This is a genomic window from Tessaracoccus luoxuelianae, assembly GCF_054483915.1.
The window spans coordinates 3,089,145-3,113,627 of record NZ_CM137013.1 but is presented as its reverse complement, the minus strand read 5'-3'; the positions used below and the strand labels follow the sequence as shown (position 1 = coordinate 3,113,627).

At 68.6% G+C, this 24,483-nt stretch carries 20 protein-coding genes; 13 read left to right on the top strand and 7 right to left on the bottom strand.

All coding sequences use genetic code 11. The annotated features are described in order from the left end of the window. Window positions 1-67 precede the first annotated feature (67 nt). Window positions 68-739, bottom strand: a complete 672-nt coding sequence (locus ACX1D1_RS14345) for a fructose-6-phosphate aldolase (protein ID WP_182781661.1) — start codon at window positions 737-739, stop codon at window positions 68-70. Between the two features lie 37 nt (window positions 740-776). Continuing rightward, window positions 777-1,052 carry a hypothetical protein gene (locus ACX1D1_RS14340; protein WP_459055043.1) on the bottom strand — a complete coding sequence of 92 codons (276 nt, stop codon included), beginning with the start codon at window positions 1,050-1,052 and terminating at the stop codon, window positions 777-779. Window positions 1,053-1,061: 9 nt separating this feature from the next. On the opposite strand from ACX1D1_RS14340, the gene ACX1D1_RS14335 reads away from it, so the two are divergent. Further along, window positions 1,062-2,945: a hypothetical protein gene (locus tag ACX1D1_RS14335; RefSeq protein WP_459055041.1), complete on the top strand. Its 1,884-nt coding sequence runs from the start codon at window positions 1,062-1,064 to the stop codon at window positions 2,943-2,945. Window positions 2,946-2,987: 42 nt separating this feature from the next. Here ACX1D1_RS14335 and ACX1D1_RS14330 read toward each other — a convergent pair whose 3' ends face one another. Next, a complete protein-coding gene (locus tag ACX1D1_RS14330) occupies window positions 2,988-4,220 on the bottom strand; it encodes a serpin family protein (RefSeq protein WP_459055040.1) in 1,233 nt (410 codons plus the stop codon). 182 nt (window positions 4,221-4,402) lie between these two features. Here ACX1D1_RS14330 and ACX1D1_RS14325 point away from each other — a divergent pair, with 182 nt between their 5' ends. Genes ACX1D1_RS14325 through ACX1D1_RS14300 form a run of 6 tightly spaced genes read left to right on the top strand, consistent with a single transcriptional unit; the run spans window position 4,403 to window position 12,980 of the window. After that, entirely contained in the window at window positions 4,403-5,170 is a 768-nt protein-coding gene (locus ACX1D1_RS14325; protein ID WP_459055038.1) for a DeoR/GlpR family DNA-binding transcription regulator, read from the top strand. Window positions 5,171-5,184: 14 nt separating this feature from the next. Continuing rightward, the gene (locus tag ACX1D1_RS14320) at window positions 5,185-6,561 is read left to right on the top strand and encodes a dihydrolipoamide acetyltransferase family protein (protein ID WP_459055036.1); all 1,377 of its coding nucleotides are present in this window, start codon (window positions 5,185-5,187) and stop codon (window positions 6,559-6,561) included. A gap of 15 nt (window positions 6,562-6,576) precedes the next feature. After that, entirely contained in the window at window positions 6,577-7,944 is a 1,368-nt protein-coding gene (gene lpdA / locus ACX1D1_RS14315) for a dihydrolipoyl dehydrogenase (protein WP_459055034.1), read from the top strand. Between the two features lie 34 nt (window positions 7,945-7,978). Beyond that, complete coding sequence (locus tag ACX1D1_RS14310; RefSeq protein WP_459055033.1) at window positions 7,979-10,438, top strand: alpha-ketoacid dehydrogenase subunit alpha/beta; 2,460 nt, start codon at window positions 7,979-7,981, stop codon at window positions 10,436-10,438. 3 nt (window positions 10,439-10,441) lie between these two features. Beyond that, entirely contained in the window at window positions 10,442-11,800 is a 1,359-nt protein-coding gene (locus ACX1D1_RS14305) for a PHP domain-containing protein (RefSeq protein ID WP_459055031.1), read from the top strand. 40 nt (window positions 11,801-11,840) lie between these two features. Continuing rightward, window positions 11,841-12,980 carry an SDR family NAD(P)-dependent oxidoreductase gene (locus ACX1D1_RS14300; RefSeq protein WP_459055029.1) on the top strand — a complete coding sequence of 380 codons (1,140 nt, stop codon included), beginning with the start codon at window positions 11,841-11,843 and terminating at the stop codon, window positions 12,978-12,980. Window positions 12,981-13,099: 119 nt separating this feature from the next. Here the strand turns inward: ACX1D1_RS14300 and ACX1D1_RS14295 are convergent, their stop codons facing one another. After that, window positions 13,100-14,038, bottom strand: coding sequence for a putative endonuclease domain-containing protein (locus ACX1D1_RS14295; RefSeq protein ID WP_459055027.1), 939 nt, complete (start codon window positions 14,036-14,038; stop codon window positions 13,100-13,102). Between the two features lie 399 nt (window positions 14,039-14,437). Here ACX1D1_RS14295 and ACX1D1_RS14290 point away from each other — a divergent pair, with 399 nt between their 5' ends. Continuing rightward, window positions 14,438-14,851, top strand: a complete 414-nt coding sequence (locus ACX1D1_RS14290; RefSeq protein ID WP_459055025.1) for a CBS domain-containing protein — start codon at window positions 14,438-14,440, stop codon at window positions 14,849-14,851. Window positions 14,852-14,880: 29 nt separating this feature from the next. Here the strand turns inward: ACX1D1_RS14290 and ACX1D1_RS14285 are convergent, their stop codons facing one another. Genes ACX1D1_RS14285 through ACX1D1_RS14275 form a run of 3 tightly spaced genes read right to left on the bottom strand, consistent with a single transcriptional unit; the run spans window position 14,881 to window position 16,387 of the window. After that, window positions 14,881-15,381 carry a zinc-binding dehydrogenase gene (locus ACX1D1_RS14285; RefSeq protein ID WP_459055023.1) on the bottom strand — a complete coding sequence of 167 codons (501 nt, stop codon included), beginning with the start codon at window positions 15,379-15,381 and terminating at the stop codon, window positions 14,881-14,883. After that, window positions 15,276-15,863: an alcohol dehydrogenase catalytic domain-containing protein gene (locus ACX1D1_RS14280; protein WP_459055021.1), complete on the bottom strand. Its 588-nt coding sequence runs from the start codon at window positions 15,861-15,863 to the stop codon at window positions 15,276-15,278. The genes ACX1D1_RS14285 and ACX1D1_RS14280 overlap by 106 nt, the downstream gene beginning before the upstream one ends. Continuing rightward, window positions 15,860-16,387: a PadR family transcriptional regulator gene (locus tag ACX1D1_RS14275; protein WP_459055019.1), complete on the bottom strand. Its 528-nt coding sequence runs from the start codon at window positions 16,385-16,387 to the stop codon at window positions 15,860-15,862. Before ACX1D1_RS14275 ends, ACX1D1_RS14280 begins: the two co-directional genes overlap by 4 nt. A 150-nt stretch (window positions 16,388-16,537) precedes the next feature. Between ACX1D1_RS14275 and ACX1D1_RS14270 the strand changes: the two genes are divergently transcribed. The 5 genes from ACX1D1_RS14270 (at window position 16,538) to ACX1D1_RS14250 (ending at window position 24,426) form a co-directional block, all read left to right on the top strand. Next, a complete protein-coding gene (locus ACX1D1_RS14270) occupies window positions 16,538-17,437 on the top strand; it encodes an ABC transporter substrate-binding protein (protein WP_459055017.1) in 900 nt (299 codons plus the stop codon). 65 nt (window positions 17,438-17,502) lie between these two features. Beyond that, window positions 17,503-17,799 carry a Dabb family protein gene (locus ACX1D1_RS14265; RefSeq protein WP_459055015.1) on the top strand — a complete coding sequence of 99 codons (297 nt, stop codon included), beginning with the start codon at window positions 17,503-17,505 and terminating at the stop codon, window positions 17,797-17,799. Between the two features lie 710 nt (window positions 17,800-18,509). Next, a complete protein-coding gene (locus ACX1D1_RS14260) occupies window positions 18,510-20,897 on the top strand; it encodes a glycoside hydrolase family 3 N-terminal domain-containing protein (protein WP_459055013.1) in 2,388 nt (795 codons plus the stop codon). Between the two features lie 94 nt (window positions 20,898-20,991). Beyond that, window positions 20,992-21,408 (top strand): hypothetical protein, encoded by a 417-nt coding sequence (locus ACX1D1_RS14255; protein WP_459055011.1) that lies wholly within the window; start codon window positions 20,992-20,994, stop codon window positions 21,406-21,408. 48 nt (window positions 21,409-21,456) lie between these two features. Beyond that, window positions 21,457-24,426, top strand: a complete 2,970-nt coding sequence (locus tag ACX1D1_RS14250; protein WP_459055009.1) for a glycoside hydrolase family 3 C-terminal domain-containing protein — start codon at window positions 21,457-21,459, stop codon at window positions 24,424-24,426. Window positions 24,427-24,483 lie beyond the last annotated feature (57 nt).

Below are 24,483 nucleotides of genomic sequence, written 5' to 3'. Positions count from 1 at the left end.
TTTCACAGGAGTATATACCCCAGGGGGTATGCGTCGTCGAGCCTCAGCAGACCATGACGGGGTGCGCTCAGGGGAGCGTGGTCGTCCCGTGCACCTCTTTCCAGTCCGAGATGAAGGCGTCGACGGCGTCCTCGATCATGGGCGCCGACAAGGCCTGGCGCAGCAGCTTCGGCGACAGCGTGACGGCGTGCGCGCCCGACTCCAGAGCGTGTGAGACCTGCGAGATGTTCTTGAAGCTGGCCGCCATGATCTTGCTCGGTGCGTCGAAGCGGTCGATGAAGCTGGCCAGGGTGCTGATCATCCCGCGGGTGTCGATGTCCAGGCTCTGCATGCGGTTGTAATAGGGCGCCAGGTAGTCGACGCCGGTCGCGATCGCGAGGAATCCCTGCGTCTTGGAATAGATGGCGGTCGCCGTGACCCTCACACCCTCCTCCTTGAGGGTGCGCATGGCCTGGATGCCGGCCTCGGTGGTGGGGATCTTGGGGTAGACGTTGGCGTCGATCTTGTCCAGCAGGCGGTGGGCCTCGTCGATCATCCCCTGCGCGTCCTTGGCCAGCACCTGCACGTGAAGCGTGCGGTTCGGGCCGATGATCGAGCGGATCCGCTTCAGGTGGGCGTAGAAGTCGATCTGGCCCTCCTTCTTGAGGATCGACGGGTTCGTCGTCACGCCCGTGACGGGGTAGATCGGGGTGAGGCGCTCGATGTCGTCGAGGTTGGCGGTGTCGAACAGGATGTCCATGGGAGCCTTTCGGGAGAGCGGGGCGGAGGCCCTGTGACTATTCCAGCACCGGGGTGCCGCGGACGGGGAGTGTCGCGGCGGATCCGGGCAGATGCCCACCGAGCCGCTTCCGGGCGTCGCGATGGAGGGGGACAAGGGGACCCACCGCCGCTGTGGCCGGCAGCGGGCGCTCAGAGACGAGGTCGAGATGACGGACGACGGCGCAGCGGATCGTACGGGCGCGCCCGCTGAGGCGGAGGCCCGCAGCCCTCGCCCACGGGGTGACCGGCGGATCAGCCGGGGCCGCGCACGCAGGCGCGGACGGGTCAGCCATACTGCGGGGGTGCATCGCCTCTCCGTCCGCGACCTTCGTCGCAGCCGCGCCCACCTGGCCTGGCTGAGGACCACCTGGACCTTCCTCGCCCTTGCCATCGGCATCGGCGTGCTCGAGCCCCTCGGGGCCCACGAGTTCGCCCGTCCGCCGCTGTTGTCGGGGGGATACATCGCGATCGGCCTGGGGCTGACCGTGGCAGTCTCCGGCGTGCTGGTGTGGCTCGCGCCGCGTGTGGCGCTGGGGAGCGCGGTCGCGTGCGCCGTCGTCGGCGTCGCCTGGTCGGGCCAGCAGGCGTTGTGGTGGGCCGCCGGGCTGACCGCGGCCGTGATGCTCGGATTCGTTCTCGTGCGGGACTCGCGCTCCCGGCCGCGCGGGGACGTGGTGGTCCCCGCCATCGGCGTGCCATTCGAAGGGTCCTGGGCCGCAACCCCGGCGCTGCGTCGATGGCTCGGGGTCGGCGGGGTGGCGGCGGTCGTGGTGGCTGGCCTCGTCGGGCTTGCGATTCACCAGATGGAGACGCGGGACGCGGCCCGGTTCGAGGCCGGGGCGTCGCTGGTGAGCGTCCCCGTCTCCGCGATCGAGGAGGACGAGGACGGCTACCAGTACCTGACCGTGATTCTCGACGGCGTGGATCGGGAGATCGAGAGCCCCTGGAACGACGACGTCGCGGTGGGCGATCAGGTGGACGTGCTCACCGACGGGTCGCGGGCAGTGCTGGTCGGCGCGGGCCAGGACAATCCGGCGTGGCTCCTCGGCCTGGTGGCCGCGGTGCCCATGGCCGCGGCGGCGGTGTGGGGACGCTACGTCGCGCCGCATCGGCGGCGGGCCAGGCTGGTGGCGCAGGGCGCGCCCGGTGTGACGGTGCGGGTGGTGTGCAACGGCGAGATCGCGCTCGTGCTCCCCACCGACGCGGACTGGCCGGCCCTCGAGCTCACTCACCTCGACGGCCTGGCGGAACGGGACAGGGTGGCCGAGGCCGCCGTCGACGCTGACGCATGGGAGCAGGAGGACGACGACGAGGAACTGGCCGACATGCCCATGCCTGCCACGGCCATGGAACTGGCGCACTGGGCCGACGACATCCACCGCGAGGTCGTTGCCGAGGAGATGGAGGGTCTCACCGGTGAGGTGAAGACGCTGGCCGAGGCCGTCATCGGCCCCGACACCAACGGCGCCGAGCCGTTCATCCTCGTCGGAGGCTGGGCGCACGGCTCCACGGTGGCGTTGGCCAGAGCGACAGGGCAGGTCTGGCTGGCCGAGGTTGAGGAGCCCCAGCCCTTCAGGGGTCGGCGGCGGTTCCTTCGTGCCATCAAGCCCGGGCAGCCGGGCTGGGAGGTGGACGAGGCGGCTCCCACCACGGTTCAGGAGAACTTGGCGCTGTGGGCACTGCGTCACGGGCGGTGGACGCGCTGGGTGGCGGCGTTGGCCGTGGCGGGGGTCGGCGCCCTGGCGGTGCCCTTCATGCTCGAGGAGGTGTGGGGCGACTGGTTCGACAACATCCGCCTGATCCTCGCCGTCCTCGTGGTGGTGACCGGGCCGTTCTGGGCGACGTCGTGGTCCTGGGGCGAGTTCAGCCGGTTCCGGCAGGGCTTCGGCTGGTACGGGCTGCTGCTCGACGACGTGGTGGGTCCAGCACGCGTCGACCTGATCGCGCCCGGCAGTCACGCCGTTGGTGTGCGGCTCCGCGCCCCAGAGGACATGCTGAGCATCGACCCGGCCGTGGTGCGCGCGGGCGCCACCACCGAGGCCGCGGCAGCCGAGCTGCAGTCGTGGCTCGCCGCCGGCCCGGAGGGCGCCAGGGGTGGGCGCCGCCCCACCCCCGCCCTCGTCGCGACGGTGCTGATGGTGGTCGCCTGGGTCGCGCAACTCCTCCCGCTTGGCCTGGGGGCTTAGCCCGCGGCGCGGCGGCGCCGAGCCGGACCCGACCGGAGGGTGCTACTCGCTGGGGGCCGCGGGGTCCTCGACGATGGCCAGGAAGATGGGCCAGCGTGTCCGGGTGTCCAGCACCCGCATGACGTAGGGCCGGTCCACCCAGAGCTCGGCGTCGTAAGACGGCATCCCCGTGCCGACGGCGCCCTCCGTCAGCACCGCCCCGACGGTGCCCTTCGGGCTCACCGTCAGGGTCACCTGCTGCACGAGCTGGCCCAAAGCCCCCCCGGGCAGGATCATGCTCAGGTCGGACAGGACGATCCCGGCCTCCTGGACGGGTTGCAGCAGGTCCCAGGTCTGCTTCTGGTCCGACGTCGGCATGACGACGGAGACCTGTCCTTCGCCGGCGGCCTCCAGCCCCTCCGCGACGGCCACGAGTTCGTCGACGGTGAGCTCGCTCGGAGCCACCCCCGGTGAGGGGAGGATCACGTCCATCGCGAGCACGTCGTCGTACGGCAGCCGTACCGCGCTCCACCGCGACCCCTCCGCGAACCGGGCCGGCACGATCTCCGCCATCCCCGGCACCTCCGTCGGGGCGCCACCGGTGGGGGTGAACGGCACCGGCCACTCGCTGGTGAACGGCGTGCGCCATCTGGCCGCGAACAGCACCGCGTCCTGCAGCACGAGTTGCAGGTCCGGCGTTACCTCGATGGCGGACTTCTCGATCAGCCCTGCGGTGTGCTTCTTCGCCCACGCGTCGAGCACAGCCTTGGCCTCATCCCGGTCCACGCGCGCGACGCCGGAGTCGTAGAACCGCGACAACCTGTCCAGGAAGGCCTCCTCGACGATCGCCTCGTCCAGGATCACCACCTGCGACGCCTGATGGACGACGATCTCCTCCGGCGGCTCCTTCTTGTCGACGCTGTCCGGAAGCGTGTCGTACCCGGCGAGGGCCTGCCGCAGCGCCGCGACGGCCGCGGACCGCTCGTCCCCGGCCAGGCCGATCGTCGAGTCGAGCGACGCGGCGCTCGCCCCGGCAGCGCCCTCGCCCAACATGGCGATGGCGGACATGAGCGAACTCGGGCCCAGCACCCGGTTGCCGGTCTTCCCTGCCAGCAGCGTCCAGGCCAGCGCCTCCGTCGCGCCCGCAGCCTGCGCAACTCCCGCAGTGTCCAGCGGGAACTCCTCCGGCGGGGCGGTGCCCCGGATCTCGCCCGGCTCGGCCGTGGCGCATGCGGTGAGGGGAATGGCGAGGGCCGCGAGTCCCGCGGTGACGAGTACAAACCGACGACTGGGCATCGAAAGCCTCCTTCCCCCAGCGTAGATCCGCACTGGATGCGACGCTGGTGCTGTGACCGAATCGTGACCGCATGAGCAGATGCCCAGGCTTTCGCGACCCGCGGCACGAAACCGAATCGCCGGGGTTATAGTCGGTCTATCGAAAGCATTTCGGAAGTTAACGAAAGCGATGTGAACAGCCAGTGACGGTCGAGCGCACCGAGCGTGAGCACGAGATCATGTCTCGTCTCACCGACGACGGCTCGCTGTCGGTGACCTCCCTCGCCGCCCAGCTCGGCGTCTCCGAGGTGACCATCCGCGGGGATCTCCGTGGCATGGAGCAGCGCGGAATGCTCGTGCGCACCCGCGGCGGGGCCCGCCCCACCACGCTCAAGTCCATCCTCCAGCGCGAACAGCTCAACGTCGAGGCCAAGCAGCGCATCGCGGCTGCGGCGGCGTCCATGGTCCGCGACGACGACACCATCATGATCGAGGCCGGCACCACCACGGCCATGCTGGTGCGCAACCTCACGGGCCGACGGGGCATCCAGGTAGTCACCAACTCCGCCCTGGTGTTCAATACGGCCCGGATCAACCCGGACCTCACCGTCATCCTCACCGGCGGCGTCTTCCGACGCGAGTCCGAGTCGTTCGTCGGCCCGCTGGCGGAGCGGGCCATCGCGGACTTCAACACGCGGCTGGCCTTTCTGGGCACGGACGGCTTCTCGCCTGAGCGCGGCCTGACCACCCGCTTCGTCGAGGGTGGCCAGGTGGCCTCCCTCATGACGGACCGCGCCGAGGAAACCTGGCTGTTGGCCGACTCGTCGAAGTTCGGCCAGGCCGGCTTCGTCAGCTTCCTGCCCCTGGCAGGCATCACCGGAATCATCACCGACGACGGGCTCCCCGAGGGCGCCGTCGAAGCACTGCGGGAACACACCCAGGTGCGCGTCGTCCCAGCAACCAACCAGTAAGAAGGACAGAACTCATGGCAACCGTCGTAGTCATGCCGCAGCTCGGCAACAGTGTCGAGTCGTGCCTGATCGTCTCGTGGCAGGTGAAGGTGGGCGACGAGATCGCCGAGAACGCCATCGTCTGCGAAGTCGAGACAGACAAGGCCTCCATGGAGGTCCCCACCTCCGCCGCCGGCACCGTCCTGGCGCTGCTCTGGGCCGAGGGCGACGACGTCCCGGTCAAGGAGCCGCTCCTGGTGGTGGGCGCCGCAGGGGAAGACCCCAAGCCCGCGCTCGACGCGGCCGGCTGGAAGGGCGAGGGCGGCGACGACGCCGAAGCACCCGCCGCCGAGAACGATGCCCCCGTCGCCGCCCCCTCGGCCGAGGCCGTCCCCCCGGCGGAGCGCACAGCCGCCACCGGCGCCTCCAGCCCCCGCGCCCGCAACCTCGCCGCCGCCAACTCGCTGGACCTCGGCGCAGTCGCTGACGGCTCCGGCCCCGGCGGACGCGTCATCGAGCGCGACGTCAAGGACGCCCTTACCTCGGCCACCACCGGCGCCGCCCGCGCAGGTGCCCACGGAGTCGCGGCCCAGGGCACCGGCCTCGGCGGCCGCGTCACCACCGCAGACCTCGCGGCCCCGGGCCAGCCGGCCGCCGCAGCTGCTGTCCCCGCAGCGCCCCGCCCGGCCAGCGCCGTCGACGCAGACTTCCCCGGCCCGTCGGAGGAGACCAAGGTCAAGGGCATCCGCAAGGTCATCTCCGACCGGATGATGAACTCGTTGGCCACCTCGGCCCAGCTCACCTACACCACCACCGCGAATGCGCAGGGTCTGTTGGACCTGCGCAGGAAGCTGAAGAACTCGGACCCGTCGCTCGGCATGAACGGCGTCACCATCGGCGACCTCGTGGGCTACGCCGCAGTCCGCGCCGCAGCGAAGAACGTCTCGCACAACTCGCACCTCAGCGAAGGCGTGCTCACGACGTTCGAGCGCGTCCACATGGGCTTCGCCTGCGACACCCCCCGCGGCCTCCTGGTCCCGACGGTGCGCAACGCGTCGCTGATGAGCCTCCGCGAGTTCTCCACGGTGAGCAAGCAGCTCGCGAACGAGGCCATCGGCGGGACGATCAACCCCGACCTGCTCTCCGGCGCCACCTTCACGGTGACCAACCTCGGCGGCTTCGGCATCGAGTCCTTCACCCCGCTGCTCAACGTGCCGCAGACGGCCATCCTCGGAGTCGACGCCATCTTCCCGCGCGTCACCATCAACGCCGACGGCTCCATCGGCGCCGAACAGCGCATCGGCCTGTCGCTCACCGCGGACCACCGGGCCATCGACGGCGCGGACGCAGCGCGCTTCCTGCAGGACCTCGTGAAGTTCATCGAGGCCATCGACATCACCGTTCTCGGCTGAGAGGAACCAGCACCAATGAGTGACTACGACGTCATCGTCCTGGGCGGAGGTCCAGGCGGCTACATCAGCGCCGAGCGCCTCGGCCACGCCGGGAAGAAGGTCCTCCTCATCGAGGCCGAGGCCCTCGGCGGCACCTGCCTCAACGTGGGCTGCATTCCCACCAAGGCCCTGCTCAACGCGGCCAAGACCTACGAGCACGCCAAGCACGGCACCCAGCTCGGCATCCACACCTCCGACATCTCGGTGGACTGGACCGAGTTGCAGAAGTGGAAGGCTCAGACCGTGACCACCCTGGTCAAGGGTGTGGGCTTCGCGGAGAAGAAGGCCGGCGTCACCGTCGTCAAGGGCTACGGCACCTTCGAGGGGCCCGGCAAGGTCACCGTCGACGGCACCACCCACACAGGCGACCACGTGATCCTCGCCACCGGCTCCGTCCCCGTCATGCCCCCCATCCCGGGCGCGAAGGACAACCCTCACGTGGTGGACTCCACCGGCATGCTGGCCGTCGAGTCCATCCCGCCACGCCTGGCCGTGATCGGCGGCGGGGTGATCGGGCTGGAGTTCGCCAGCCTGTTCGCCACACTCGGCTCTGAGGTCACCGTCGTGGAGATGCTTCCCGAGATCGTGCCGTTCATGGACGCCGAGCTCGCGCCCATGCTCCGCAAGGCGCTCAGCAACGTGAACTTCAAGCTGTCCTGCAAAGTCACCGCGATCGACGGCGGCTCCGTCAAATACACCACCGCCGCCGGCGCGGACGAGGCCGTGGAGGCCGACGTCGTGCTCATGGCCGTGGGCCGTCGCCCCGCCGTGCAGGGCTGGGGCGCCGAGAACACCGGCCTCGAGGTCTCCGGCAAGGGCGTGGTGGTCGACGACCGCATGCGCACCAACCTGCCAGGCGTCTGGGCCATCGGCGACGTCACCGGCCGCTCCCTGTTGGCCCACGCCGCCTACCGCATGGGCGAGATCGCCGCGGCCAACATCCTCGACCCGGAGGCGCACCGCAGGGGCGAGGTCATGCGCTGGTCCACCATCCCGTGGGCCGTCTACTCCATCCCGGAGGCCGCCGGCATCGGACTCACCGAGGCCCAGGCCAAGGCGAAGGGCGGCAACGTGCAGACCGTCACCGTCCCCGGCGCCATGTCCGGCCGCTTCGTCGCCGAGAACGGCGTCAAGGCGCCCGGCGCCGCGAAGCTCGTCTACGACGGCGACACCCTGCAGGTGCTCGGCGTCCACGTCGTCGGCAGCTACGCCTCCGAGATGATGTGGGGCGCCTCCGTGGTACTGGAGACCGAACTCAACATCACCGACCTGCGCCAGGTCGTCTTCCCCCACCCCACCGTCAGCGAACTCATCCGAGAGGCGGCTTGGGCTGCCAAGGCCTGAGCGACCACAGACAAGAAATCAGGAGCAGCCACACATGCCACGCACCCTCGTCGTCGATCCGAGCACTGTCCGCTCGGCGTCGTTCATCACCACGCCCGACATCCCCGTCAACCAGTACCAGCCCAACTTCGCCGCGGAGCTTGAGACACACGGCAAGGACGGCCTCGTCGACATCCTCCACGACATGATCGCGGTGCGTCAGTTCGAGACCATGCTGAACTCGATCAAGACCACCGGCGCCTGGAACGGGGTGGAGTACAACCACAAGGGCCCTGCCCACCTCTCCATCGGCCAGGAGTCGGCGGTCGTCGGCCAGGCCTCGCAGCTGGACCCCACGGACTTCCTCTTCGGCTCGCACCGTAGCCACGGCGAGATCCTCGCCAAGTGCTACTCCGCGGCCCGCAAGCTGGACCCCGCCGAACTCGAGAAGATCATGACCACCTTCCTCGACGGCGAGACCCTCGGCTTCGCCGAGAAGGTGGACCACGACGGCCTGCTGGACCTGGCCGAGAACTTCATCCTCTACGGCACCGTGGCGGAGACCTTCGCCCGCAAGGCCGGCTTCAACCGCGGCCTCGGCGGCTCCATGCACGCCTTCTTCGCGCCGTTCGGCTCGATGCCCAACAACGCCATCGTGGGCGGCTCGGCCGACATCGCCACCGGCTCGGCGCTGTTCAAGCGGATCAACCGCCAGCCCGGCATCGTGATCGCCAACATCGGCGACGCCTCCATGGGCTGTGGCCCGGTGTGGGAGGCCATGATGATGTCGGCCATGGACCAGTACCGCACCCTGTGGAAGCACGGCGTCGACGGCAACCCGCCGATCTGGTTCAACTTCTTCAACAACTTCTACGGCATGGGTGGCCAGACCTCCGGCGAGACCATGGGCTACGACATCCTCGCCCGCGTCGGCGCCGGCGTGAACCCCGAGGCGATGCACTCGGAGCGCGTCGACGGCCTCAACCCGCTCGCCGTGGCCGACGCCGTCGCCCGCAAGCGCCAGATCCTCGAGTCCGGCAAGGGCCCGGTGCTCACCGACACCATCACCTACCGCTTCTCCGGCCACTCGCCGTCGGACGCCTCCTCCTACCGCACCCGCGAGGAGGTGGAGTTGTGGGAGACCCACGACGGCCTCAAGAACTACGCGGCCTACCTCGTCGAGAACAAGGTGCTGAGCCAGGGCGAGGTCGACGACATCCAGGCGAAGTTCGACGAGCGCCTCACCAAGGTGATCGCCATCGCGACGAAGGACGAGGAGTCCAGCCCCCGCGTCGGCATGGACTTCATCGAGACCGTCATGTTCTCCAACGGCAACGTTGAGGCCATGGCCGAGGGTGAGGCCGAGCTGCTCGAGCCGCTGGAGGAGAACGCCCGCGTCAAGTCGCTGAAGAACAAGGTCCGCAAGGCCACTGACGAGAACGGCAAGCCCGTCTCCAAGGCGAAGGCCTACTCCTACCGCGACGCCCTGTTCGAGGCCGTGGCGCACCGCTTCGCCATCGACCCCACCATGGCCGGCTGGGGCGAGGAGAACCGCGACTGGGGTGGCGCGTTCGCCGTCTACCGCGGTCTCACCGAGCTGCTGCCGTACCACCGCCTGTTCAACTCGCCCATCTCCGAGGCCGCCATCATCGGCGCCGGGGTCGGCTACGCCCTCTCGGGTGGGCGCGCCATCGTCGAGCTCATGTACTGCGACTTCCTGGGCCGCGCGGGCGACGAGATCTTCAACCAGGCCGCCAAGTGGCAGTCCATGTCCGCCGGCCTCCTCACGATGCCCCTGGTCATGCGCGTGTCCGTGGGCTCCAAGTACGGCGCCCAGCACTCCCAGGACTGGTCCGCGCTCGTGGCCCACATGCCCGGGCTCAAGGTCTACTACCCCTCCACCCCGTACGACGCCAAGGGCATGATGAACCTGGCGCTTCGCGGCACGGATCCGGTGATGTTCTTCGAGTCCCAGCTGCTCTACGACGTGGCCGAGCAGTTCGCGGCCGACGGCGTGCCGGAGGGCTACTACGAGGTCCCCGAGGGCGAGCCGGTGGTGCGTCGCGAGGGCACCGACCTCACCATCGCGGTGATCGGCCCCACGCTGTACCGCGTGATGGAGGCCGCCGACCTGCTTCAGGAGAAGTACGGCATCTCCACCGAGGTGATCGATCTCCGCTTCGTCGCGCCGCTCAACCTGGACCCGATCGTCGAGTCCGTGAAGAAGACCGGACGCCTCGTGCTCACCTCGGACGCGGTGGACCGCGGGTCCTTCCTGCACAACGTGGCCTCGTCCATCCAGACGCTGGCGTTCGACCACCTCGACGCCCCCGTCACCGTGGTGGGCTCGCGCAACGCGATCACCCCGGCAGCCGAGCTGGAGAAGGAGTTCTTCCCCCAGCCCGACTGGCTGATCGACGCCATCCACGAGCGGATCCTCCCGCTCAAGGGTCACGTGCCCACCACCAACCAGACCAACGCCGAGCTTGCGCGTCGCTCCCGGCTGGGGCTCTGAGCCATGTCCCGCGACGTGATCAACGATCCGACGGCCATGCCGGCCGAGCGCCTGGCCGCCCTGCGGGAGTACCTGCAGGACGGCCCGGAGTTCCCGGAGTTCGTCACCGAGTCCAACAACCACGTCCACACCATCTACAGCTTCAGCCCGTACACGCCGGCGATGGCCGCGCTGCGGGCACGTGAGGCCGGTCTGATGGTGGTGGGTTCGGTGGACCACGACTCCGGGGCGGCCGCCGCGGAGATGGCGGAGGCGGCCTCGTTGCTCGGCATGGGCGCGGTGACCGGCTTCGAGTGCCGCGTCTACGTGCACACCGCCGACGAGGTGGCCTCGGGCAACGCGCCGATGCACACCCGCAAGCTGAACAACCCGGACACCGCGGGCATCGCCTACATGACGGTCCAGGGCATCCCCGCCTCGTCGCGCGACAAGGTGGCCGAGTACCTGGTGCCCATCCGCGAGGCGCGGCTCAAGCGCACCGCCGCGATGGTGGAGCGGGCCAACAAGATCCTCGGCCGCCTCGGCGCGCCGCTGATCGACCTGGAGGAGGACATCGTCGAGCGGTCGCAGTTCCTGCGCGGCGGGACGGTGACCGAGCGTCACCTCCTGGCGGCCATGGCCTCGAAGCTCATCGAGCGGTTCGGGCCGGGGCAGTCACTGGTCGACGGCCTGGCCGAGATGGGGCTGAACCTGTCCGGCAAGGTTGCGGACCAGCTGGCGGATCCAGACAACCCGCACCTGGTCTTCGACCTGCTGGGCGTGATGAAGGCCGAGTTCCTGGACCAGATCTACGTGATCCCGGAGCGTCTCGAGGACGGCGGCGAGTCCCCGAGCATGGCGGAGGTGATCGCCTTCGCCAAGTCCGTGGACGCCATCCCGTGCTACGCCTACCTGGGCGACGTCACCGCGTCGCCGACGGGGGACAAGAAGGCGGAGAAGTTCGAGGACGACTTCCTGGCGGAGCTGTTCGTCGAGCTGGAACGCATGGGCATGCCGGCCATCACCTACATGCCGCCGCGCAACACTGCCGAGCAGATGGCCCGCGTGGCCGAGCTGGCCGCCGAGCACGGGATGCTGGAGGTCTCCGGGGTGGACATCAACACGCCCCGCCAGGTCTTCAACTGCCCCGAGCTGCAGCGCCCCGAGCTGGCGCATCTCAACGACGCCACCTGGGCGATGGTCGCTCACGAGCAGCTGGCGAACGTGAGCGCGTCGCTGGGTCTCTTCTCGCCGGATTCGCCGCTGGCGGTCCTGCGGCTGACGGACCGGGTGTCGCGCTACGGCGCGCTCGGTCGGGCACTCGTGGCCGGTGAGACCACCGTCGAGGAAAGCGTCAGTCAACTGAGGAGGGCACTCGCATGAGGTCCCTCGCCCTCGATTCGATCCAGCGAGAGGTACTGGCATGAGCATCGTCGACATCGCCCCGGTGGTCCGGGGCGCCTACCTGGCCAAGTACGGGGTCCCGGTCCTCGTGACCTCGCTGGCTGAGCCGGGCGCGGCTCCCTCACCGCTGGCTGAGGTGCCGACGCAGTCGGCCTCGAAGCCTAAGAAGGTCTCCACGATCGCTGACCTCCCCCAGGCCCTCGCCGACGCCGACCTCCCCCTCCCCGGCGACGTCGTCGTCGAGGTGGCGGGGGAGCGCCACGCCTTCTCGGCGCGGACCCTCGGCGATCTCACCCCGCTGCCCGGCGCACGCTCCTCTGAGGCGCGCAGCGCGGCCTCGCGGTCCGCCGTCGTCTCGGGGAAGGTGGCCGTGGTCACAGGCGGCGCGCAGGGCTTCGGCGCGGAGATCGTGCGCGGGCTCGTCGACTCCGGCGCGTTCGTCTACATCGCCGACCTCAACGGCGACGGCGCGGCGGCCCTGGCCGCCGAGCTGGGCGACCGTTCCGCGGCGATCACCGTCAACGTGGCGGACGAGGCCTCGGTCGCGGCGATGGCGGAGCAGATTGCTGCCACCACGGGCGGGCTCGACCTGGTGATCTCCAACGCGGGCATCGTCCGCGCCGGGGGAGTGCTGGAGCAGGACCTGTCCGCGTTCGCGCTGACCACGGACATCAACTACACGGCGTTCTTCCTCGTCACCAAGCACCTGGGCCGCCTGCTGGCCGCCCAGCACAAGGCGGCGCCCGGCTGGATGACCGACATCGTCCAGATCAACTCGAAGTCCGGCCTGGTGGGCTCGAACAAGAACGGCGCCTACGCCGGCTCGAAGTTCGGCGGAATCGGCCTGGTGCAGAGCTTCGCGCTGGAGCTCGTCGAGCACGGCGTGAAGGTCAACGCCATCTGCCCGGGCAACTTCTACGACGGCCCCCTGTGGTCCGACCCCGACCGCGGGCTGTTCGCGCAGTACCTGCGCTCCGGCAAGGTCCCCGGCGCCACCACGGTCGCGGAGGTGCGCGAGTTCTACGAGGCGAAGGTCCCGATGCGTCGCGGCACCACCGGCGCGGATGTCATGCGGGCGGTGTACTACATCGTCGAGCAGGCGTACGAGACCGGCCAAGCCATCCCGGTCACCGGCGGACAGGTCATGCTCAGCAGCTGATCCCTGCCGATGCCTAGGCGGCGGATCTGGTCTCGACTACGCGGCCAGATCCGCCGCTCAGCATTTCCGGGCCCCCGGTCGACCGCGGGCCGATCCTTAGCCGGCACTTGTGGTGGCGACTACGCGACCAGATCCGCATCCTTGGCGGGAGGGCAGCGTGGGCAGTCGAGCCGCTCCCCTTCCCAGCCCCGCGCGCTCAGCGCATCGGCCAGTTGAGCCGCGACGGCGCACGTTTCGAGCGTCACCGCCTGCCACCCGTAGCGCAGGGTGGCGGTGTCCTCCGCGACGAGGCGTTCGTTGTCGCGGGCCATGTCCTTGGACCATTCGGTGTGATCCCGCATGCCGTCGAGCTCGACGGCGAGCAGCGCGTCTCGGTACAACGCGTCCCCGCGGCCGACGATGGTGGGTACCTGCTTCTCGGGCATCGGCAGCCCGTGTGGGAGCAGCACCTGGGTCTGGAAGCGCCATTCGAGGGCGCTCTCGATGCCTTGGCCGGCATGGCTGCAGAGTTCCTTGAGGACGGCCGAGTGCCTGGTCCGTTGCCGTGCGGCGAGCGCGGTGAGGATCCTGGCTGGCAGCGTCCGGCCCTGCGCGAGGGCACGGGCCACCGCCGCGACAGTCGCGTCCTCAGAACTGACCCGGGCCAGATCGACGAGACTCGTCTCCACAGACGTCCGTGGGGGGCTGCCCATCCCCTTCCTCGTCCCCCGTCGGTACACCACGGTCCACTGCCCGACGGTGAAGCCGTCGCGTCTGGCCTCGGTCCAGACCGCGATCCGCGACGGCGCGTCGCGGACGGCGTCGTGAAGATGCGCCGCGGCGTCCTCTCCGAGGATGGCCGACTCACCGCCGCGCAGCAGCCCTGCCCAAGCGACGGCCTGCCACGTGGGTTCCTTGATGCAGTGCAGGCCGTCCGCTGGGTTGACCCAAGACCGGGCCATCCGGCCGATGACCGCGCGGGTGAGCCCACCGTCAATGAGTTGGCGCGTGGTGAGGACGCCCTCCTGGGAGTTGGCCAGGGTGAGGAGGGCTGGGGTCAAGCTCTTTCGCCGATGCACGGTCCGAGCCTGCACGCGCCAGCGCGTGCTGTCCTCGTGATGGGGGAGTGCGGACAACACCGTGAGGCGAACGGACAACACCTGGCGCACTGCGTCGAGCGCCGCGACGCCACCAGATCTGCCGCTCAGCGTTCGCGGTTCGGCCGCCAGCGGTGGCCCGTCCTGAGGTGGCACTTCTGGTGGCGACTACGCCACCAGATCCACCGCTCAGCGTTCGAGGGTTCGCCGCTAGCGGCGGCCCATCCTTGGGAGGCGCTTTTGGTGGCGACTACGCCACCAGATCTGCCGCTTGGCGTTGACTCGCTCCCGCTCAGCCGTCGCCGACGTTTGGATCCCCACCCACTGGGTACGTGGGAGATGGGTGGCCCGTCAGGGCTGCCACTCACCGTAGGAGGAACGATGAAGACAGCACGCGACATCATGACCACGCCGGCGGAGACCCTTGCGCCCACCGCGACACTCACCGAGGCCGCGCAACAGCTCCGGGACCTCAACGTGGGCTCGCTCCCCATCCTCGACGGCGACCACCTCGCCGGCGTCGTCACCGACCGCGACATCGTGGTCCGAGGCATCGCCGAGGGCCTGGACCCGTCCAGCGCGACCGTGGCGGGGGTCGCGACGGGCGCCGTCGTGACTGTGGACGTCGACGACGATGCCGAGAAGGTCGCCCGCATCATGGGCGAGCGGCAGGTGCGTCGAGTCCCCGTGCTCGACGGGGGGAGGCTCGTCGGCGTCATCGCGCAGGCCGACGTGGCGCGTGATCTCGATGCCCGCACCACCGGCGACGTGGTGGAGGACATCTCCCAGCGGTGACCCGACGGCGGTGAGATCGTCGGGGCGTTTCACAGAGTGACGACCAGTTTTCCCCGTGCGGTTCCCTGCTCCATGACAGTGTGGGCTTCCTGGATCTGATCGAGGGTGAAGATGCGGTCGAGTGGGACGACGGCTCGGCCGGCGGCCACATCGTCGAGAAACGCCTGAAGAACCTCCGTGGGCAGGTCGTCGGCCTCCCCCGAGTACGCGGTCAGCCGGACCCCCCGGGGCAGGTAGTCGATGGGGTAGAAGTCGCGCACGGTCCACTGGTTCGACAGCATGCCGGTGAAGCAGACGACGCCATGTACCCGGGTGGAGCGCAGGGTGTCCGGGAGCGTGGGCGTGCCCACGAGTTCCAGCGCCGCGTCGACCCCGTCGGGCAGGATGCGGTGCACGTGCGCGGCGACCTCGCCGTCGTCCACGATCACGTGGTCGACTCCCACGGCACGAAGCGACTCTGCCTTCGCCGGGTCGCGGGTGGTGGCGAACACCAGCGCGCCTCGTCGCTTGGCGAGGACTGCGGCCGCCATCCCCACCGATGAGGACCCCCCCGGATGAGGAGTGATTGGCCCGGCTGCAGATCCAGGCCCACAGTGAGGGACCCGTACGCGGTCTGGAGCATCTCGGGCAGGGCGGCGAGGGTGGCCCAGCCCAGGTCCGAACGAAACGCGATCACCTGGCCGGCGGGCACACAGGTGTACTCGGCATAGCCGCCGTCGAAGACACGCCCCATGCCGCCCATCATGGTCATCACCTGCTGTCCCGGCTCGAACTCGCCACCGGGTGCGAGATCGACCACGCCTGTGGCTTCGATGCCGGGGACCCTCGGGAACGTGACGCCCTCGGCGAGCCCGAGGCGGGTGTGCAGTTCGGAGCGGTTGAGCCCGAACGCGTGGATCCGGATGCGTACCCAGCCCGGCTGAGGCGCAGGGATCGGAATCTGGCGGACACGCAGGTTGGCCACAGGGCCCGGGGCTTCAAGCACCACCGCGCGCATCGTCGTGGGGGTCATCGGGAGCCCTCCAGCGTCTCGCGGAGCCATGCGCGCTCGGCGCGGCTGGTCGCGCGTGCGGTCATCATGATCCCGCGACGGTAGGGATCGTCGATCTCATCGAAGCCGAGGGCGCGGTCCCCGTCGTAGAAGAATCCCACTCCCGGCTCGTCGAGGAACGCGAATCGGCGTCGCAACACTGCGTGCTGGTCGGCCAGTGCGGGGACGTTGGACAGGAAGGCGAGGACGACGAAGAACCGGCCGCCGTCGGTGATGTCGTGGCCCCGGGCGTCGCGCAGCCGTGCCCGAAGCTCCTCCAAGCCGGCGCCGGTCAGGCGCAACGTCTGCCGCTGCACGGCCCCACGACCGGGGGAGGGATCGTCCCGCCGCACGAAGCCGGCCGCCTCCAGGCGCTTGAGCGCGGGATAGAGCGTGCCATCGCTGATGGCTCGCGCATAGCCGTGCAGCCGCTCCATCCGATGCCGCAGCTCGTAGCCGTGCAGCGGCCCTTCTGCCAGGAATCCCAGCACCATCAACTCGATCACGAACCCACCCTACACCTCGATTCGTGTTACCTCGATTCGATATATACACTTCGGTGTGTTCCCCGATCGGCCGGCTCCTCCCCACAAGCAGGACCAGGCCGGTCACGCTCACCGAGACGCCGGCCCCTGGCGCCTGACCGAAGGAAACCCATGCCCTTGCTCCGCACCCTTACTGCCGTCTCCGCGGGCCTTGCTGCGGCCGTCGCCCTGACCGCCTGCGGAGGCTCTGAGCCTCTCGCCAGCGGGGAGACCGAGGCCATCGTCATCGGCTCGCAGGACTACTACTCCAACGAGATCATCGCCGAGATCTACGCCCAAGCCCTGGAAGCGGCCGGGCATGAGGTCGTCCGCGAGTTCCGCATCGGCCAGCGTGAGGTGTACGTCCCGGAGATCGAGTCCGGCGCTATCGACCTGTTTCCCGAGTACACGGGTCCGCTGCTGCAGTACTGGGAGCCGGACACCGAGGCCCGGCTTGCGGACGAGGTCTACACCGCCCTCCAGGACGCCACCCCTGAGGGGCTGAGGCTCCTGGATCAGTCCCCGGCCACGGACCAGGACTCCTACACCGTCACCCGCGCCTTCGCCGAGCAGTGGGGTCTGGAGACCATCGCAGACCTGGCCAAGGTGAGCGACCCCCTCACGCTGGGCGGCAACTCCGAGGGGGAGGCCCGCCCCAACGGTCCCAGTGGGTTGGAGGCCACCTACGGCGTCACTGTCGCCTTCACCCCCATCGAAGACGGCGGCGGCCCGCTGACCGTCAAGGCCCTTCAGGACGGCGACATCCAGCTGGCCATCATCTACACCGCTGATCCGTCCATGCAGAAGAACGATCTGGTCAGCCTGACCGACACGGAGGGGCTCTTCCTCGCCTCCCACGTCGTGCCGGTCGCCAGCGACGACATCGATGACGAGGCAGCGGCCATCATCAACGCGATCAGCGCAGCGATGTCCGCCGACGATCTCGTGGGCCTGAATCTACGCAGTGTTGACGAGGAACTCGCCCCCGCGGAGATCGCGGCCGACTGGCTCGCTGCCGAGAACCTGAACTGAGCACACCCACCCACCGATCGAACAACTCAGCCGCCAGCGGCCACCACCCACAGAGAGAGCAGAACATGATCACCCACGTCTGGAACATGCAGTTCACCCCCGACGCCACGCCTGAGCAGCGCGGAGCGCTCATCGCCGCGATGGCGGAGCTCCCCGAAAAGATCGAGGGCGTCGAGTCCTTCCGCTCAGGTGCGGACCTGGGGCTCAACCCCGGCAATGCGGAGGTCGGAATCGTCGCCGAGTTCGCCGACGAGCAGGCCTGGCGCAACTACCTCGCAGCACCGGCACACGTCGCGTTCGTCGACGATCATGTGACCTCGCTCTGCGCCACCTGGAGCGCGTTCCAGCTGCGCACCGTCTGAGGGTGACTCGGCCGGCATCGCCGATAGTCTCCGAACCCTTCCCTTGCTTGGAGGGGAGGGGTACCGTGGTCCATGTCCTGTTAGCTACATTTCGGGAGGCAAAGTATGGGTTGCGAATGTCAGAATCAAGAGACCATCGGTAAGGCCAATGAAGGCCCCGGCGACTTGATCGAGAACGACGAGCTTCGCCGATAGGTTCAACTTCAGGGCAGAGCGTCACTGACGCCACGCCTGGCATTACCACTAGCGGGACGGGGTCGCCTTCGGGCGGCCCCGTCTCTGTGTCTCCCGGCCCAGTGACCCGGGGGCAGCCCTCGCCCCCCGCGGAGCACCCGGTCATCCCCCCGGCGACCGACGCCAGGCTCAGCCCCGGCAGCTACCCTGCGTTCGTTCCGCCCGTGGGCGCAGCGCGCAGGTTGTGCGCACAGACCGACAGGTTGTGCTCACGTCCCCGACAGAGGATTTCGGGGCTGATTGAGTGTGTCTCGGCCCACGTGGCGTGACTCCGACTACCCGATATGTGCCAGCTGGCAACAACGGAAGTTGGCTAACGACGCGGGTGCCTAGTCCTACCAGGGCCGTGACGGCTGGTCGGGACGGGTTGCGGACACAGAAGCGTCCACCTCCCGGCCGCCCCGTCATCGGCCCGCGACACTCAACGAGGAGAGAGTGATGATGGTTCACCAGCACGCGATTGCGGGAGGCGTCCGATGAAGCGTTCTTCAGTTCGGATCATGGCCTTCGCAGGCATCGCAGCCATGGCGCTCGCGGGATGCACCGCGGATCCCGGGCAGTCCGAGTCCCCCGCGCCGACGTCAGAGTCGGCCGCGACGGGCAGCTACACCGAGCGTGAGGTCACCGACGGCGACACCACGTTCATGGTCGTCGAGAACCCCGGTGACGGACCTGTCCTGTCGTATGGCTCCGAGAGCGGCATCACGCTGCTCGAAGAGGAGATCGACGGCGCCACCTACGCGTTCAAGGACATGAACGCCAACGGCGAGCTCGACACCTGGGAGGACTGGCGCCTCGAGGCAACCGAGCGTGCTGCGGCCCTCGCCGACGGAATGTCGATCGAGCAGATCGCCGGGCTCATGCTGTTCAGCTCCCACGAGCGCACCCCCGCCGACGGCCTGACCGACGCGCAGAAGACCTACCTGTCCGAGTCCAACCTGCGCAACGTGCTCAACGCCGCCGGTAGCGATGCGGCCGTCACCGTCCCCTGGGTCAACGAAATGCAGGCCTACGTCGAGACCCTTGCCACGGCGGACCTGCCCTACGTGCCGGTCAACTTCAGCTCCGATCCGCGCTCGACCGCGGGTTCCGGCGGCTACAACGCTGAAGGCGCGGACATCTCCCGCTGGCCCTCCAGCCTCGGGCTTGCGGCCACCTTCAACGCCGAGCACACGGCGAACTTCGGTGAAATGGCCTCCGCTGAGTACCGCGCGCTCGGTATCGCGACGGCGCTGAGCCCCCAGATCGATCTGGCCACCGAGCCCCGCTGGCTGCGAGTCGGCGGCACCTTCGGCGAGGACGTCGACCAGAACACCGAGCTGGCCGCGGCCTACGTGGATGGCTTCCAGGGCACCGGCGGCGAGGACGTCTGGGGCTCCGAGTCTGTCAACGCCATGATCAAGCACTGGGCCGGCGACGGACCGGGCGAGGGTGGCCGCGAAGGTCACACCGACGCAGGCAAGTACGGCGTCTACCCCGGTGACAACTTCGACGAGCACGCCGCGGGCTTCCTCGGCTCGCTCGACTCCGCGGCCGTCATGACCGCCTACTCGATCGCTCTGGACGCTGACGGCGAGCCGCTGTTCGGCGAGCGCGTCGGCACCGCCTACGACAACGGGCGCATGTCAATCCTGCGTGAGGACAACTCCTACCAGGGCGTCGTCGTCACCGACTGGGGCGTCATGAGCGGGGCCAGCGATGAAGGCGTTCCGTTCGGCATGGCTTGGGGCGCAGAGGACCTGGCCCCCGCTGAGCGGTACCTCGAGGTGCTCGGCACCGGCCACGACATGTTCGGTGGCGTCAACGACGCGACCTTCCTCCTGGAGGCCGCCGATCTGTGGCAGCAGAAGTTCGAGGCCGGCGAGCTTGAGGTGGACGCCGAAACCCGCTTCCAGGAGTCGGGCGCGCGCATCCTCTCGATGCTCTTCAACCCCGGCCTGTACGAGAGCGCCTTCCTGGACCCCGAGGTCTCAGCGGAGATCCTCGCCAGCGATGACAAGGTCGAGGCCGGCTACGCCGCGCAGCTCGACTCCGTCGTGATGGTCAAGAACGCCGGCGGCACCATCGCCGCCGCCGAGGCCGCTGACTGGTCGGACAAGACCGTCTACATCCCGCGTTCCTACAGCAACGGCTTCGCCAGCGCCTTCGGCCCCGGCGAGTACACCGAGGGCCCGAGTGTCGACATCGAGACGGCCGAGCAGTACTTCGGCACCGTCGTCACCGACGAGGCCGTGACCGACGCAGAGGGTGTGGTCACCAGCTACACCGCCCCCGACCTGAGCAACGTGGACCTCGTCCTGGTCGGCATGGACAGCCCGGACAACGGCGGTAACTTCTCCAACATCGGCCACGACCTCGAGACCGACGAGTGGTACCCGCTGTCCCTCCAGTACCGCCCGTACACCGCCGACGGCGAGAACGTGCGCAAGGAGTCCATCTCGGGTGACATCCTTCCCGATGGCACCAAGCAGAACCGCTCCTACTTCGGGAACACCTCGCGGATCGCGAACGAGGCCGACCTTGACGCGTTCGAGCGTGCGGTGGCCGCCGTGGAGACGAGCGGCAAGGACATCCCTGTCGTCACCGTCCTCAAGGCGACCAACCCGGTCGTCCCGGCTGAGTTCGAGGCGAAGTCTGACGCTATCGTCGTCGGGTTCGGCACGAGCGACCAGGCCCTCATCGAGGTCTCCCTGGGCCTGTACGAGCCCCAGGGCCGCCTGCCGATTCAGTTCCCGATCAACATGGACACTGTTGAGGCCCAGCAGGAAGACGTCGCCAAGGACATGACGCCCTACACCGACGCCAACGGCAACGTCTACGACTATGGCTTCGGCCTGAACTACGCCGGCCCGATCGCCGGCTGACGCACTACCTGAAGGGTGGCCGGTGGGATTTCCTGCCGGCCACCCCACCACAGGCCCTGGGACCAGCCCGGGACCAGAGACCCAAGGAGTAGAAGTGAAGACCAACAAGATCATGACCACCGGACTGGGACTGCTCATCGCGCTTACCGGCGTGTTCGGGGCCACCGCGTGCTCCAGCGACAACGGTTCCGGCAGCGCCTCGCAGAGCACCGCCTCTGACGTCGCGGCCACCGTCGACGTCGCCGAGGACCTGGAGAACGCCCGCCTCACTGTTCTCGAGGCGCTCGAGGACGACGACTGGGCCCAGGTCATGCTGGCCAGCGACGTCGATGCGCCCACCGTCAAGTACGGGCTCCTCGTGATGCCGTACACCTATTCCGAGGCCACCTCCCGCGTGCAGGGGACCATCGAGATCGATGGCGGCGACTTCACCATCGAGGCCGACTCCGCCGAGACCGGAAAGACCTGGCAGATCGACCAGGACGGCACCATCACCGAGGTCACCGAGTAGTCCTACCAGAGGACTCCCCACGCCGCTCGTACTCGAAGGAGAGAAGAAGTGAACGCCCGACCCAAGAAGGACACCGGTCGCCAGAAGGCGCCCATGTCGAACAAGAAGTTCCTGTGGATCTGGATCCCCGTGCTCGCCACCGTGACCGCGCTGATCGTCGCCGTGAACGCGGCGCTCGTCGCGGGGGGTGGCTGGGTCGAGTCCCAGCTCGGGTCCGGCACCTACACATTCACCAACTCCGAGGAGTCGGCGGAGTGGGACACCGAGTACTACACCTCCGACTTCGCCAGCATGGAGGAGGTCGACGCGGCAGCCAAGGAGCTCGTCGAGGAGATCGCCGCCGGTGGCATCGTCCTGGCGAAGAACGAGGCGGGCGCTCTGCCGCTCGCACCGGCTTCGCGGGTCACGATGCTGGGCCGGGCTGCGGCTGACCCGGTCTTCGGCGGCGCCGGCTCCGGCTCCGTGGACACGAGGTCCGCGGTGACCGCACGGGGCGGTCTTGAGAACGCCGGGTTCGAGGTCAACGACCAGGTCTACGCCGCCATCGAGGCGTTCGTCGCCGAGAACAAGCGGGGCCACATCGAGATGGACAACCCCGGAGCCTCCAGCTACAACATCGGCGAGCTCGTCGTCGCGGACTATGAGGCACACCAGGCCTCGTTCGCGGACTACTCCGATGCGGCGATCGTCTACATCGGCCGCCCCGGCGGCGAGGGCGGCGACCTGTCGCGGGACATGACCGACTGGGACGCCAACGCCGTCGATGGTCAGCACCAGCTGGAGCTGAACCAGGATGAGCGGGACCTCCTTGAGCTCGCCAAGGAGTCCTTCGAGACGGTGGTGGTCGTGGTCAACTCCTCGACGACCATCGAGATGGGTGACATCCAGGACGACCCGGGGATCGACGCGGTCCTCCTGGCCGGTTCGCCGGGCGCAACCGGTCTCTCGGCACTGGGCAAGATCCTGAACGGCGAGGTGAACCCCTCCGGTCGCACCGCCGATGTCTGGGCAGCCGACTTCACTGCTGACCCGACGTTCGCGAACTTCGGTGACTTCATCTACGACAACATCGAGGCGTCTTTCCCGATCTCGGCCGTGGAGCAGGCCACCTCCAACGCCACGCTCACCTCTGACGCGCCGTTCGTGAACTACGCCGAGGGCATCTACATCGGCTACCGCTACTACGAGACGGCAGCGGCCGAGGGCTTCATCGACTACGACGACGCAGTGGTCTACCCGTTCGGGTACGGCCTCAGCTACAGCGACTTCGAGTGGGAGATCGTCTCCAGCGAGGCGGGCGATCTCGACGGGACCGTGTCCGTGGAGGTCGAGGTCACCAACACCGGTGACGAGGCGGGCAAGGACGTCGTCGAGCTGTACTACACCGCGCCCTATACCCCCGGCGGCATCGAGAAGTCCGAGGTTGTGCTCGGGGCATTCGACAAGACGGGGCTGCTCGAGCCCGGTGCGTCCGAGACCCTGACCCTCGAGATCGCCGTGGAGGAGATGGCGTCCTACGACCACCTCGACAACCGCGCGTACGTGCTCGAGGCAGGCGACTACGAGATCAGCCTCCGCACCGATTCACACACCCTCGCGGACGGCGTCGAACCCATCACCTACACCGTGGCAGATGACGTCGTCTACTCCGGCGACGACCACCGGACGACCGACCTCGCCGAAGTGACCAACCAGTTCGACGATGTCTCGGCCGCCTTCACCAACGAGCCCCAGGACGGCAAGATCCTCTCGCTGTCGCGGGCGGACTTCGCGGGTACCTTCCCGCAGGCGCCGACCCCCGACATGTTCGTCGCCGACGAGGCCGTCGTGGCCGGGTTCGCTCCGTGGGATCATGAGGCAGCCGCCGCAGAGTTCGACGGTGAGAAGCCGGCCCTCGGAGAGGATTCCGACCTGACGCTCGTCGACATGCGCGGGCTCGCGAAGGACGACCCGAAGTGGGAGGAGATCATGGACTCCCTCACCGTGGGCGAGATGACCGACCTGCTGCTCAACGGCGCCTACCAGACCGCAGGCATCGGGTCGATCGCCAAGCCGCAGACGCTGGAGCCGGACGGCCCGGCCGGCTTCTCCTCCTTCATCAACTCCTCGATCAACGGCGTGGCGTACCCCTCGCAGTTCCTCATCGCCCAGACCTGGGACGTCGATCTCGGCACCGCGATGGGCCGGATGCTCGGCAACGAGGCGCTCCAGAAGGGGATCAACGGCTGGTATGCACCCGCAGCCAACCTGCACCGCTCCCCGTTCGGCGGCCGCAACTTCGAGTACTACTCGGAGGACCCGCTCCTGTCCGGCGCACTGCTCACCGCGGTGGCCGACGGCGTCGCGGAGAAGGGCGTCTACACGATGCTCAAGCACTTCGCGCTCAACGAGCAGGAGACGAACCGCGTCAACAACGGCATCGCCACTTGGGCGAACGAACAGACCATCCGTGAGCTGTACCTGAAGCCGTTCGAGATGGCGGTCAAGGACATCACGATGGATGTCACCTACATCGCCGACGAGAACGGCACCGTCGAGGACACCACCATCGGCGCGGGCGGTGTCATGAGCTCGTTCAACCGGATCGGGTCAACCTGGGCGGGGGGCTCGGAGGCGCTGATGACCAACGTCCTCCGCACCGAGTGGGGCTTCGAGGGCTTCGCCATCTCGGATTTCAACCTCTACCCCTACATGAACCCGAACCAGTCGATCAGCGCGGGCACGGATCTCACCTTGACCTTCCAGCCGTCGAAGTCCTTCAGCGACACCTCTTCGGCCAAGGCGGTCACCGATATCCGCAACGCGACCCAGAACATCCTGTACACGGTTGCCAACTCCAACGCGATGAACGGTCTCGCCCCGGGGACGACTGTCGACTACACGCCACCTACCTGGGTCTACATCCAGTACGCGGTCACGGCCGTCCTGGGCGCGCTCGTGCTCCTCGGCGGGTTCCTGGTGTGGCGTCGGGTGCGCCGCCACAGCGCCACTACGGAGGCAGGCTCCGGAGCGAGCTGACCCATCCCTCCAACGCACACAGGTGCGGGGCCCTCGCGGGTCCCGCACCTGTGTGCA